Annotated in this window: 9 protein-coding genes; 3 read left to right on the top strand and 6 right to left on the bottom strand. The window is 73.0% G+C overall.

Annotated elements, in window-relative coordinates:
• Positions 1–16: 16 nt before the first annotated feature.
• The 3 genes from ACJ6WD_RS34655 to ACJ6WD_RS34645 all read right to left on the bottom strand — a co-directional run bounded on the left by ACJ6WD_RS34655 (position 17) and on the right by ACJ6WD_RS34645 (position 4,112).
• Positions 17–1,594, bottom strand: a complete 1,578-nt coding sequence (locus ACJ6WD_RS34655; protein ID WP_331249406.1) for a sodium:solute symporter family protein — start codon at positions 1,592–1,594, stop codon at positions 17–19.
• Between the two features lie 342 nt (positions 1,595–1,936).
• Complete coding sequence (locus ACJ6WD_RS34650; RefSeq protein ID WP_407617218.1) at positions 1,937–2,722, bottom strand: SDR family oxidoreductase; 786 nt, start codon at positions 2,720–2,722, stop codon at positions 1,937–1,939.
• A gap of 166 nt (positions 2,723–2,888) precedes the next feature.
• Entirely contained in the window at positions 2,889–4,112 is a 1,224-nt protein-coding gene (locus ACJ6WD_RS34645; RefSeq protein ID WP_407617217.1) for a PLP-dependent aminotransferase family protein, read from the bottom strand.
• 171 nt (positions 4,113–4,283) lie between these two features.
• Here ACJ6WD_RS34645 and ACJ6WD_RS34640 point away from each other — a divergent pair, with 171 nt between their 5' ends.
• Complete coding sequence (locus tag ACJ6WD_RS34640; protein ID WP_407617216.1) at positions 4,284–5,162, top strand: hypothetical protein; 879 nt, start codon at positions 4,284–4,286, stop codon at positions 5,160–5,162.
• A 149-nt stretch (positions 5,163–5,311) separates the two neighbouring features.
• Here ACJ6WD_RS34640 and ACJ6WD_RS34635 read toward each other — a convergent pair whose 3' ends face one another.
• From ACJ6WD_RS34635 to ACJ6WD_RS34625, 3 genes are all read right to left on the bottom strand, one after another.
• On the bottom strand, positions 5,312–5,521 hold the full coding sequence (locus ACJ6WD_RS34635) for a DUF397 domain-containing protein (RefSeq protein WP_016571961.1): 210 nt from the start codon (positions 5,519–5,521) through the stop codon (positions 5,312–5,314).
• Between the two features lie 209 nt (positions 5,522–5,730).
• The gene (locus tag ACJ6WD_RS34630) at positions 5,731–6,597 is read right to left on the bottom strand and encodes a helix-turn-helix transcriptional regulator (protein ID WP_020929840.1); all 867 of its coding nucleotides are present in this window, start codon (positions 6,595–6,597) and stop codon (positions 5,731–5,733) included.
• A gap of 333 nt (positions 6,598–6,930) precedes the next feature.
• The gene (locus ACJ6WD_RS34625) at positions 6,931–7,698 is read right to left on the bottom strand and encodes a GPP34 family phosphoprotein (RefSeq protein ID WP_016571959.1); all 768 of its coding nucleotides are present in this window, start codon (positions 7,696–7,698) and stop codon (positions 6,931–6,933) included.
• A 262-nt stretch (positions 7,699–7,960) separates the two neighbouring features.
• Here ACJ6WD_RS34625 and ACJ6WD_RS34620 point away from each other — a divergent pair, with 262 nt between their 5' ends.
• Both ACJ6WD_RS34620 and ACJ6WD_RS34615 read left to right on the top strand, forming a co-directional pair.
• Positions 7,961–10,816 carry a D-alanyl-D-alanine carboxypeptidase family protein gene (locus ACJ6WD_RS34620; protein ID WP_407617215.1) on the top strand — a complete coding sequence of 952 codons (2,856 nt, stop codon included), beginning with the start codon at positions 7,961–7,963 and terminating at the stop codon, positions 10,814–10,816.
• Positions 10,817–11,134: 318 nt separating this feature from the next.
• Positions 11,135–12,586, top strand: a complete 1,452-nt coding sequence (locus ACJ6WD_RS34615; protein ID WP_374206824.1) for a glycosyltransferase family 39 protein — start codon at positions 11,135–11,137, stop codon at positions 12,584–12,586.
• The last annotated feature ends 58 nt before the right edge of the window (positions 12,587–12,644 follow it).

Raw genomic sequence — 12,644 nt, 5'->3', positions numbered from 1 at the left:
CCCGCCGCCCCGCAGGTCAGGACCCGTCCGGCAGCGCCGCGGGCCGCGCCGACCCGCCCTCGGCGCCCCCGTCGGCCCCGTCGGCCCCGTCGTCTCCGTCGTCAACGTCGGCCCCGTGGTCAACGTCGTTGATGCGCGCCAACAGCGCGTCGCGCGCCGCGCTCGGCTCCGGCCGCACCAGCCCGAGCAGCACGAACAGCACCAGCGACGTCGCCACCGGCGCCACGATCTGCACCTGCAACTGGACGCCGGCCAGGCCGTAGTTGGTCAGCCAGAACGCGACCAGGCCGGCCGCCCAGGACACCAGCGCCGCCGTCGGCCCGGACCGGCGGAAGAGCGGCACCATCCCCAGCAGGAACGGAATGGACACCGGCCCGACCAGCCCGGCCACCCACTTGATGACCACGGTGATGATGTCCTTGAACGCCGGCGAGTCGACCTGCGTCGCGATCGCCATCGACAGCGCCAGGAAGCACACCGTCGACAGCCGCGCCGCCACCAGCCCGGCCCGGTGCGACCAGGCCCGGGCCCGCGCCGACACCGCCGGCGCGATGTCCCGGGTGAAGACCGCGGCGATCGCGTTGGCGTCCGAGGAGCACATGGCCATCGTGTGCGAGAAGAAGCCGACCACGACGAGCCCCAACAGGCCGTGCGGCAACAGCCGTTCGGACAGCAGCGCGTAGGCGTCCGAGGCGTCCGGCTTGCCGCTCGTCACCAACAGCGGCGCCGCCCACATCGGGAAGAACAGCACGACCGGCCACACGAACCACAGCGCCGCCGACAGCAGCGCCGACCGCCGCGCCTCCCGGGCGGTGCGGGTGGCCATGTAGCGCTGGGCCTGGTTCCACATCCCGCCGCTGTACTCGAAGGTCTTGATGAAGAGGTAGGCCAGCAGGAAGGTCACGGTGTACGGGCCGGCGGTCGGCTGGGCGTGGCCGGCCGGCAGCCGGTCCCACAGCGTCCACAGCCCGCTGACGCCGCCCAGCTCCCCCAGCACCGTCACCACCATCGCCACCCCGGCCAGCAACTGGATGACGAACTGGCCCAGCTCGGTCAGCGCGTCCGCCCACAGCCCGCCGACCGTGCAGTAGATCCCGGTGATCACCCCGGTGAGGAGGATGCCCTGGTTGAGGGAGATGCCGGTGAAGACCGTCAACAGGGTCGCAATCGCCGCCCACTTGGCGCCCACGTCCACGATCTTCAGCAGCACCCCGGACCAGGCGAGCGCCTGCTGCGTGGACAGGTTGTAGCGGTCCTTGAGGTACTCCAGCGGCGAGGCGACCCCCAGGCGGGACCGCAGCCGGTTCAGCCGGCCGGCGAACAGCCGGGCCCCGATGGCGATCCCGACGGCGATCGGGAAGGACCAGGTGACGTAGGAGGTGATGCCGTACTGGTAGGCGATGCCCGCGTACCCGGTGAACATCACCGCGCTGTAGCCGGACATGTGGTGCGAGATGCCCGACAGCCACCACGGCATCCGGCCGCCGGCGGTGAAGAAGTCGCCGACGTCCGCGACCCTCCGGTGCGACCACGCCCCGATCGCGACCATCACGCCGAAGTAGCCGATGAGCACGGCCCAGTCGAGACTGTTCATGCCCCCTCCAGGGGTCCGCCTTGTGAACGTTCCAGATGTGGAAGCACGTCGTCGTGATGCGGTCCTGCGGCGCCAACTCCCCGCCCGACAGCGGGAACTTTGGGGATTGAACCGTTCGACGCGGCCGCCGGTCAAGGGTCTCGACGGTCATGGATATGAACACAGGTCATCGAGGCGAACGAGGTGCGCCGCGTGCCCCGCGCCCGCACGCCGCGTGCCCCCGCGCCCGCACGCCGCGCGGAACGGCCCGCCGGCGGGCGCGCGAAAGGGCCGTACGAGACGCCCGTCCCGTACGGCCCTGAAGGGCGCACCCCCGGCGCCGCCCCCGCCCCCCGCCAGCCGCTACCGCATCAACTCTCCGGCGTTCACCAGCAGCGACTGGCCCGTGATGGCCCGCGCCCGGTCCGAGGCGAGGAAGACCGCCGCCTCCGCCACGTCCCCGTCCGTGGCCAGGTCGGGCAGCGCCATCCGCCCCGCGAGCCGGTCCAGCACCTCCGACTCCGGCACCCCCTCGGTCTGCGCCGCGTACCGCACGTACCCCTCGACCGGCGGACCCCACATCCAGCCCGGCTGCACGGTGTTGACCCGGATGCGGTCTGGCCCCAGCTCCCGCGCCAGCGAGTACATCGCCGACACCAGTCCGCCCTTGGACGCCGCGTACGCCGCCTGCTGCACCTGCGAGGGCGCGGCCACCGACGACTGGGTGCCGATCATCACCACCGACCCGCCGCCGCCCGCCGTCATCGCCGGCAGGCAGGCGCGGGTCATCCGCAGCGTGCCGAAGAGGTTGACGTCCACCACCTGCCGCCAGGCGTCGAAGTCGGCGTCCCGCAGGCCCCCGAGGTGCCCGTCCAGCGCCGCGACGTGGATCACCGCGTCGATCCCGCCGAACCGCTCCACGGCCAGCCCGGCCAGCGCCGTGCACTGCTCCTCGTCGGCGATGTCGGTCGCCCGCCAGGCGGTCCGTTCCCCCGAGGCGTCGATCTGGGCCGCGGCCGCCGCGAGGTTCTGCTCGGTGCGCGCACCGAGCACGACCCGGGCGCCGTCCCGCACGCACGCCGCCGCGACCCGGTGGCCGAGCCCGGCGCCGACCCCGGAGACGATGACGGTCTTGTCGCGCAGCAGCATGCGGCACCCTCCTGCCGGCCGGCCCGCGCCAGGTCCTGGCCGAACCTGACCTGACGGAGCGTCAGTTAATGGGCGGATGGCCAGGGTAGGCGCGCCGCACCGCGAAGGGAAGGCCGCCGTCCACCGGGCCCGATCGGGCCCGCCGGTCAGTCCCAGGCCGACATCGTCAGGCGGCCCGCCGCGCCGCCGTCAGCGCCGTCCCCAGTCGCCGCAGCCCCGTCGCGATCTCCTCCGGCGGGTGGGTCACGAACGACAGCCGGATCGCCGCCGGGTCCGGCCGCCCGGCGAAGAACGGCGCGCCCGGGACGTACGCCACGTCGTGCCGCACCACCTCCGGCAGCAGCGCGGCCGCGTCCCACCCCGCGGGCAGCGTCGCCCACACGAACATCCCGCCCGCCGGGCGGTTCCACCGCGAGCCCTCGGGGAGCGCCCCGGCCAACCCGTCCACCAGGGCGTCCCGCCGCTCCCGGTAGGCGTCCCGGACCCGGGCCAGGTGTGCGTCCAGGTCCGAGGCCGCCAAGTACCGCGCCGCGGCGGCCTGGTCGATGGTGGAGCTGTGCAGGTCGGCGGCCTGCTTGCCGACGACGCAGGCCCGGCGTAGCGCCGCCGGGGCCCGCAGCGTGCCCAGTCGCAGCCCGGGCGCCATCACCTTGGAGAACGAGCCGAGCAGCACCGTGCGGTCCTCCGCCCCCGGGAAGGACGCCACCCAGGGCTGCGGCTCCCCCTCGAAGCGCAGCTCCCCGTACGGGTCGTCCTCGGCGATCCACAGTCCGCGCCGGGCGGCCACCTCGGCGACCGCGGCCCGCCGCTCGGCACCCAACGTCCGCCCGGTGGGGTTCTGGAACGTCGGGATGACGTAGAGCAGCTTGGGGCGCTCGCGGGCGGCCAACTCGTCCAGCGCCACCGGGTCCAGGCCCTCGTCGTCCGTCGGCACCGCCACCACCCGGGCGCCCGCGAGCGAGAAGATCTGCAACGCCGCCAGGTAGCAGGGGTCCTCGACCAGGACCACGTCACCCGGCTCCAGCAGCGCGGCGGCCAGCAGCGTGAGCCCCTGCTGGGAGCCGGTGGTGACCAGCAGGTCGTCGGCGTCGGTGGGCAGCCCGCGCGCCGTGGCGCGCGCCGCCACGGCCGCCCGCAGCGCCGGATCGCCCTCACTGGTCGAGTACTGCAGGGCCTGCCGGGGCGCCCGCGCCAGCACCTCCCGGAACGCCGCGGATATCCCCTCGACGTCGAAGAGTTCGGGCGCGGGCAGCCCGCCGGCGAACGAGATCACCTCCGGCCGGGCGGTCAGCGCCAGGATGTCGCGTACGGGCGAGCTGCCGGTCCGCACCGCCCGCGCGGCGAGCTCGGGAACGGGGGCGGTGGCAAGGGGCAGGGCCTGGTCCGACATGGGCAGCTCCATTCGCTCGTGCGCTGCGTTAACCATCGTTAGCGGCAGCTGCCGGGCAGCTTAGACGCGTTCCCCCCGACCGGACACAAGTGCCCGCATCGTGAACCACCGCCGCGATTCCCCGTCCGCGCCCCTCCCCTTCTGACGCGACGTCAGCTACACCTGACGGCCATGACGACCGACGACCACCGCACCCACCGGGAAGCCGCCGACCACGCCCCCGACGAACTCGCCGCCTACGCCGCCCTGCCCGCCACCGGCCCCTACGGCGTCCGCCCCGGCCACGCCCTGATCACCATGGTCGAGCCCCACCCCGGCCACGAACGCGCCTACAACCGCTGGTACGAGGACGACCACTACATCGCCGGCGCGATGGCCATGCCCTGGATGTTCGCCGGCCGCCGCTGGGTCGCCACCCGCGACCTGCAACTCCTGCGCTACCCCGAGCACTCCGCGGTCGCCCGCCCCGTCACCGCCGGCTGCTACCTCTCCACCTACTGGCTCACCGAGGGCCGCTACGACGCCCACATGCGGTGGACCGTCGCCATCAACCAGCGCCTCAACCGCGACGGCCGGGTCCACCACGACCGCACGCACGTCTTCACCGCCTTCCAGGACCACGCGGCGACCGTCTACCGCGACGGCCCCTGCGGCCCCCGCGACTTCCACGCCCTCGACCACCCCTACGCCGGACTGGTCCTGGAGGTCATCGACGCCGACGGCCCGGAATCGCGCGCCGCCCTGCTGGACTGGCTGCGCTCCGACCACCTGCCACGGCGCCTGGCCGACTCGCCGTCGGCGCTGGTCACGGTCTTCCGGCCGACGCCGCTGCCCGGCGACCGGATGTCCTACGTCAAGCAGGTCGAGGGGGTCGACACCCGGCTCACCCTGCTGTGGTTCCTGGAGGAGGACCCGCGCCGCGCCTGGGCGGGGCACTTCACCGGCCTGGATGCCGAGGTCGCCGCCTCCGGCCTGGGCCGCGTCGAGCTGGTGGCACCCTTCGTGCCCACCGTCCCGGGCACCGACCGCTACGTGTCCGAACTCCGTTGAGCGGCGGCACCGATGACCGTGCGTGGCGGTCCCCGGAGACCGTCCGTGCCCGGACATGGCCGAGCCCCCTCGGCCGGGACGGCGATCCAGTCGAGAGGGCTCGTATCCGCGCTGGCGTCACAAGGACTGCGGGGCGGTGACGACTCGTTTCAGGAGAGGTCGAAGGTGCCCGCGGCGACGTCCGCCACGAAGCTGCTCCAGGAGGAGTTGCCGAAGGTCAGACGCTCACCGTCGGGGACCTTGGAGTCGCGCACCGCGATGGCCGTGACGGCCGGTGCGGCGATCTCCACGCAGGCGCCATTCCCGCCGGAGTACGAGGACTTGGTCCAGGAGAACGCGGAATTGGGCTGAACGGCCATTGTCACTCCACCTTACTCTGAGTTACCGCGGATTCGGTGAGGACGACGCTACGCGCCAACATCACCGGCCGCAGAGGGCCGTTCACCCGTCCGAATGGCATATTCCGCGATCTCTTTTCAGGCGTCGAGGCTCAGGTGTACGGTGCGGCCGCGTTCATCGGAATTCAACATTCCGCGCGATCCGCACCGGCGAACCCGCCCCGGCGCCCTCAACTCAGCGCGTCCGCATGGCGCTTGGCGGCCTCGGCGATGAACTCGCGACTGGCGTCCGCGCTCAACGCCTGCGCCCGCAGGTGCTCGTACATGATGGTGTATTTGTGCACGTCGTTGGTCTTCTCCAGGTAGAGGTCGCTGGTGACGCCCTCGATGTAGACCACGCTGGAATCCGCGGCGTCGTCGAACTCCAGGATCGAGAACGTCCCCGACATCCCGGCGTGCGCACCGGTGTCGTAGGGCAGCACCTGCACCGTCACGTGCGGGAGCGTGCTCACCTCGACGAGGTGCTCCAACTGCTCGCGCATGACCAGGTGGCTGCCGACCACCCGGCGCAGCGCGCTCTCGTCGAGGACGATCCACAGCCGCAGCGGGCGCTCCTGGTCGCGGACCCGGTCCTGGCGTCGCATCCGCACCTGGATCCGCTTCTCCAGGTCTTCCGGCGCCAGCTCCGGAACCGCGCCGGGAATGACCGCCTCGGCGTAGCCGGGTGTCTGCAGCAGCCCGGGCACCAGCAGGGACTCGTAGGTCCGCAGGGACGCCGCCTCGGTCTCCAGCCCGATGTAGACGCTGTACGGAATGTCGCCGAAGGCGTGCCACCAGCCTTGCTGCCGCGAATCCTTGGCCATCTGCATCAGCGAATCCACTATCCGGCGGTCGTCCACCTCGTAGACCCCGCACAGGTCGCGGACGTCGCGCTGGCTGATGCTGCGGCGGCCGTTCTCCAGTCGGCTGATCTTCGACTGGGAGACCAGCAGCCGCTCGGCCACCTGCTCCGCCGTCAGGCCCTTGTCCTCCCGGAGCCGGCGAAGCTCCTGGCCCAATCGGCGTCGCCTGACGGTGGGGTTGACGTTGGACGCCACGGTACGTGCACCTCCGGCTCCGTACTGCTGTCATTTCTTGTTGAGCAGACTGCCACTTCATGTGGACGCCGCGCAGTCAAATGAACACAGTAGGCGAGCGCACATGTGCGCGGGGTGGCGGACCGGGGCCGTCGTCCGAACGGCTCGGTCCGCCACCCCGCGCTTCTCACTGCGGCTCCCGAACGGTCCGGGAAGGGGCGGTGCGGTGGCGCTGGTGGGTGCCTCCGCGGCGCGGGGGCTGCCCTGGTGGTGCGGTCGGTGCGCGGCGGCACCCGGTGGTGCGCGCCGGGCCCGGGCATCGCGGGCCGGCGCTCTTCGGTGGTGCCGGTGGTCTCAGCGGGCGCCGACCCGGGCCATGCTGCCGTGCCCGTGCCGTCGTGACTGGCCGGGCACGCCGGTGGCGTCGGCCGTCGGGTGGGCCGCCGCCGTCCGTGTCCCCGAGCCGCCGCCCGGTCCGGCATTGCGTCGCGGCTGTGCCGCGACGCCGTTCTGGACGTCCATGACGGCGTGTGCGACCAGCCCGCCCATGGGGTCGTGCCGGATCAGGTCCCGCAGGCGGGAGCGCGATGAGCGCCCCTCGTTCCCCGGGTAGAGGTGCTTGCCGAGGCCGACCGCGTGGGCCAGTGCGGCGAGCGCCGCGGTCCGCGGGTCCGGTGGGACTCCGGTGCGGATCGCGTTGTCGAGCCGGGTCCTGATCTCCCGGCTGATGGCCGTCTCCGTCGCTTGGTAGCGCGTCGTCGGCAGCACCCCGCACATCTGGCCCGCCACGGCATGCACCATGCCGCACCGTTCGAGATGGGTGAGGTACGTCTGGCGCAGCCCCAGTCGGGGCCCGCCGATCCAGTGGACCGCGCGCACCGGACTGCCGCGACGGCGCAGCAGTTCGAGCGCTGAGTCCAGAGTCGGATCTCCTGTCGGCCGTGCCATGACCACGGCGATACGATCCCCGTCTGGGGCTATCCGTCCTGCCAGAGCCAGCTCGACGAGCTGGGCCCCGGCCAGGCCGAGGTCGAGCGACTGCGGCTGTGCTGTGGTGCCCGTGGTCGGGTCCAAAGCCAGCAGCAGAAGCTCCTCCGGAATTGTTCTGCGGCTCCTGCCCATCCAAGCCTCCCCGCGTGGATGAATGACAGGGTGACCCCTCTCACATTCATCTGTCGAGGGTGCGTGGTGGGTTCGGTAGGGAACCGGTAGGTATGTCGTTCTCGTCTAGCACGTCGGCGACATCTTCCTGGGGGCGCGGTACGAACGGGTTCGCGTGGCGGTGGGAAGCGGCCGCCCGGACACAGGAGACTTGGCAACACTGGTTCCGTTGGGTACCAGATGGCACCAGGCAGGGCAGTGCGACGTAGTGAAGGAGACATCGGTGGCGGGCGAGTCCCCCGACAAGTCGGACAAGAAGTCGGGCAAGGAGCAGTCGTCGGGGGAGACGGCGCGCACCGAACGGGACCCGCGGCTGTCGATCCTCCGCGACGAGCGGGGGAATCGGGGCGGCGCGGAGAAGGCCGGGAACGGCTCCGGGGACGGCGGGGCGGGGAAGGCGCCCAAGGAGGGGGCTTCCGGCAACGGCAACGGGACGCCCGAGGCGGAGACTTCCGGGGCTAAGGCGTCCGAGACGAAGCCGTCCAGCGCGAAGGCGGCCGGTGCGAAGGCGGCCGGTGCGAAGTCGTCCGACGTGGGCGACGCGGAGGCTTCCGAGGCGAAGGCGTCCGGTGCGGAGAAGGCGTCCCCCGGCAAGGGCGCGTCCGGGACGGCGAAGCCCGACGCGTCGGGGCAGGTGTCGGCGGAGGCGGACGGGGCCGAGACCGCCGAGAAGCCCGAGGAGGCGCCTGAGGCGGCTCAGGCGGCCGCGGAGGGCGATGCTGAGGGTGAAGGGAAGGCCAAGGCTGGCGCGGGCCGTGTGAAGGCCGGTGCGTCCGCGGACGCGAAGGCCGGAGCCGCCGAGGAGAAGGCGCCGGCCGCCCCCGAGAAGTCCGGGGCGTCCGGGAAGTCGGCCGAGGAGTCGGCTTCTGGGAAGCCGGCCGCCTCCGAGGAGAAGGGCGCGTCCGGGGAGAAGGGCGCGCCGGCCGACGGCGCGGAGGACGTGGACCGGGCGACCGCCGTCTTCAAGACGATGGACCCGAAGGGCGCCGGCGAGAGCGCGGAGGAGGAGCCGGCCGACGACGCGACGCGGGTCTTTGCCGTAGCGAAGTCTGCGAAGGCTGCGAAGACAGCCAAGGCCGCGAAGTCCGAGGCGTCCGAGAAGGAGGCGGCGGAACGGCCCGCCGACCAGCCGACCGCCGTCTTCAAGTTGGGCACGGACACCGACCCCAAGGCCGGCGACGCCAAGAAGGCCGACGGGGACGGCGCCGAGGCCGCGGCCAAGGCCGGCGGCAAGGCCGACGAGAAGTCCGCCGCCAAGGCCGACGCCAAGAAGGCCGACGAGAAGCCCGCCGCCAAGGACGCCGGGGCGAAGGCCAAGGGTGCCGCCGCGGTCGAGCGGGACGCCGAGCGGACCAGCCAGTTCGTGGCGCTGAAGTCGTCGGACGACGGTTCGGCGGAGCGCTCGATCGGCAAGACCGCGCCCAAGGCGCCGCTCGGCAAGCCCGGCGGCGCCGCGGACGACGCGGACAAGGGCCAGGAGAAGGCGGCCGACGAGGCCGCTGACAAGGCCGGCGACAAGACTGCCGGCAAGACCGGCGACAAGACCGCTGACAAGGATGCCGCCGCGGGCGGGAAGTCGGGCGGCAAGTCCGGCGGGAAGTCCGGCGATGCGTCGGACAAGGCTCCGGAGAAGGGGTCGGGCAAGGCTCCCGGTGCGATGCCGGCGGCCGCGCCGGCGAAGCCGGACGGCAAGCCCGACGCCGGTGCCGCCGCGCCCGCCGCGTCCGCGTCCGAGGCCGATGCCGAGCGGACCCGGCAGGAGCCGCTGCCGCCGCTGGACCTCCTGGCGAAGCTCACCAACACCCCGCCGCCGCCCGAGACCCCGATGCGCACCGTCGTCCGACGGTTCAAGATCTGGACTCCGCTGGCGGTGCTGCTGGTGATCGTCTTCATGGTGGTCCAGGCGGTGCGTCCGCTGCCCGCCCCGACGCTGGTCCTCGGCGACGCCAAGTCCTCGTTCACCTTCGCGGGCGGCAAGCTCTCCATCCCGTGGCCCGAGCAGGGGCAGGCGGCGGTGAAGGTCGTGGGCTCCGGCGAGGTCGGGATGTTCGGCGAGCAGAAGTCGGTGCCGACCGCCAGCGTCGCCAAGATCATGACGGCCTACGTGATCCTGCGGGACCATCCGCTGAAGGACAAGAACGACAAGGGTCCGCAGATCCAGGTCGACGACAAGGCGGTCCAGGAGGGCAACTCCGAGAGCGAGTCGCGGATCGCGGGGCTCAAGGCGGGGCAGAAGTTCACCGAGCAGGACATGCTCAAGATGCTGATGATCCCGTCCGGCAACAACATCGCCCGGCTGCTCGCCCGTTGGGACACCCAGTCCGCCGACGAGGCCGCGTTCGTCAAGAAGATGAACGCCGCCGCCAAGGACCTGGGGATGACGAAGACCACCTACACGGACCCCAGCGGCCTGGACCCCAAGACGGTGAGCACCGCCGTCGACCAGATCAAGCTCGCCGAGGCCGTCATGAAGTTCGACGCCTTCCGGCCGATCGTCGCCATGCCCAACGCGGAGATCCCGGGCCTGCCGGAGCGGATCAACAACAACAACGACAACCTGCTGCTGGCGGGGCTGAGCGTCAAGGGCATCAAGACCGGCTCCAGCACGGCGGCCGGCGGCGCCCTGTCCTGGGCCGCGTACAAGACGGTGGACGGCAAGGACCGCCTGATACTGGGCACGATGATGGACCAGCACTTCAAGGGGCTGGACCCCAACGCCGCCAACAGCCTGACCCTGGTCAAGGACAACAGCAAGAAGGTCATCGAGGCGGTGCGCGACGCGCTGGACTCGGCCACGGCGGTGCAGAAGGGGCAGGTCGTCGGCTACGTCGACGACGGTCTGGGCACGCTGACGCCGGTCGTCGCCACCAAGGACCTGAAGGCGGTCGGAGTCCCGGGCCAGCAGCTCCAGTTGAGCGTCGGCGGTGACGGCAAGACCATCCCGCACGAGGCCGCGGCCGGGACCGTCGTCGGCGAGCTGACCGTCGGCAACGGCGCCAGCCAGCAGAAGGTGCCGGTGGCGCTCCAGTCGGCCCTGAGCAACCCGTCCTTCGGGGCGAAGCTGACCCGACTGGGGTGAGTCCACGGCCGGACGGTCGGGCGGATGTCTCACATCCCCCGGCCGTCCGGCCGTTTTTCCGTCCGTCCGTCCGGTCCTCGCCGGACCGTTCCCCCGGCCGCTCCCGGCGGCCGGCCGCCGCCCCCGATGTGACCGGAGCCCGCCATCGACGCCCCGCAAGCGCCGCAGCCGCACCAGCCGTCGCAGCCGCACCAGGCGGCCCGGGCGTTCGGGGCGTCCACCGGGGCCCCGGCGACCGCCCCGGCCTCGGGGTACCCGGCGTACGGGTCCGCCGCCCGCTCCGTCGCCGCGCGCTCCGCGTGGGCCGCACGGGGCGCGGTGGTGCTGGTGCCGGCGGGGCTGATGTTCTTCCTGAGCGCGTGGGGCATCCGCCGCCAGGACGCCGTCTGGCGCGACGAGGCGGTCACCTACGACATGGCGCACCGCAGCCTGCCCGACCTCGCGGCGACGCTGCTGCACGTCGACGTCGTGCACGGCCTGTACTACGCGCTGATGCACTGCTGGTTCGCCGTCTACGACGCCACCCTCGGCGACGCCCTCGGCGCGGTGATCGGCCTGCGGCTGCCGTCGGCCGTGGCCATGACGGCGGCCGCCGCCGGGGTGGCCCTGCTGGGCGAGCGCCTGGTGGGACGGCGCGCCGGGCTGTGCGCGGGGCTGGCGTTCGCGCTGGTCCCGGTCGTCCAGCAGTACGCGCAGGAGGGCCGCTCGTACGCGCTGGTCTGCGCCCTGGTGGTCTGGGCGTCGTACCTGCTCGTGCTGGCCGCCGGCCCCCGACCGCGCCGCGCGCTGTGGTGGGGGTACACCGCGCTGATGGTGCTGGCCTGTCTGCTGCACGAGTTCGCGTCGCTGGCGCTGCCCGCGCACGGCGCCGCCGTCGCCCTGGCGCGGTTGCCGCGCCGGACCCGGCGCGCCTGGCTGCTCGCGGCCGGCACCGTGCTCGCCGTCCTCGCCCCGCTCGCCGTCTTCAGCACCAGCCAGTCGGACCAGATCAGTTGGCTGATGTGGCCGGACCCGCTGCAACTGCTCACCTTCGCCGTGCTGGCCGTCCTCGGCTGCCTCTGCGCCCGTGTCCCGGTGCGCTCCCGCGGCCCGATCGGGCTGCGCGCCCTCGGCCTGGCGCTGCTGCTCCTGCCGACGGTCCTGCTGCTGCTCCTGTCCAACGTCGAGCCGGCCTACGTGGACCGCTACGTCCTCTACTACGTCGTCGGGTTCGCGCTGGTCGCGGGCGCCGCGGCGGCCCGGCTGCTGCGGCCGGCCGGCGTGGCGGGCCAGACGCCCGCCCGGCGGCTGCGGCGGTCGGCGGCGGCGGTGCTGGTCCTGGCCGCGCTGCTCCCGGTGGACGTCCACCTGCGCAGTCCGGACAGCCGGGTCGACGACGTCACCGCGGTCGCCCAGGCCGTCCGGCACCTGTCCGAACCGGGCGACGGGCTGCTCTTCGCACCGTCCCGCCGCCGGATCTGGCGGGCGACCCGGCCGCACGACTTCCACGGACTGCACGACCTGGCCCTGGACCGGAGCCCGGTGGCCTCCCGCACCCTCTACGGCACGGAGCTGTCCGGCGACGAGATCCGCGACCGGATGCTGGCCAGCCGCCGCATCGTCGTCGCCGGGGACCCGGCCGGGCAGCCGGCCGACACCAACGACCAGGAGATCGCCAAACGGGCCACGCTGCGCTCGGCGTTCGCGGTCTGCCGCCGCACCCGGGTGCGGGGTGCGGAGGTCACGCTGTACGTGCGGGTGGGCGGGCCGGGCGGCGGGGGCCGCTGCTGACGCCCGGAGCCGCGGGCCGGCGGGTGCGGGCCGCGGCGGTCCGGGGCCGTCGTCCGCC

This window comes from Streptomyces sp. VTCC 41912 (assembly GCF_045799175.1).
GTDB classification, from domain to species: domain Bacteria; phylum Actinomycetota; class Actinomycetes; order Streptomycetales; family Streptomycetaceae; genus Streptomyces; species Streptomyces albulus_C.
The sequence above is the reverse complement of the archived record's forward strand: the minus strand, read 5'-3'. Positions and strand labels throughout refer to the sequence as shown.

Excerpts from the sequence above, each read along its gene's own strand:
- ACJ6WD_RS34645 (WP_407617217.1), bottom strand. The coding sequence starts at position 4,112 with ATGTCGGACCAGGCCCTGCCCCTTGCCACCGCCCCCGTTCCCGAGCTC.
- ACJ6WD_RS34625 (WP_016571959.1), bottom strand. The coding sequence starts at position 7,698 with ATGGGCAGGAGCCGCAGAACAATTCCGGAGGAGCTTCTGCTGCTGGCT.
- ACJ6WD_RS34655 (WP_331249406.1), bottom strand. The coding sequence starts at position 1,594 with ATGAACAGTCTCGACTGGGCCGTGCTCATCGGCTACTTCGGCGTGATG.
- ACJ6WD_RS34640 (WP_407617216.1), top strand. The coding sequence starts at position 4,284 with ATGACGACCGACGACCACCGCACCCACCGGGAAGCCGCCGACCACGCC.
- ACJ6WD_RS34650 (WP_407617218.1), bottom strand. The coding sequence starts at position 2,722 with ATGCTGCTGCGCGACAAGACCGTCATCGTCTCCGGGGTCGGCGCCGGG.
- ACJ6WD_RS34635 (WP_016571961.1), bottom strand. The coding sequence starts at position 5,521 with ATGGCCGTTCAGCCCAATTCCGCGTTCTCCTGGACCAAGTCCTCGTAC.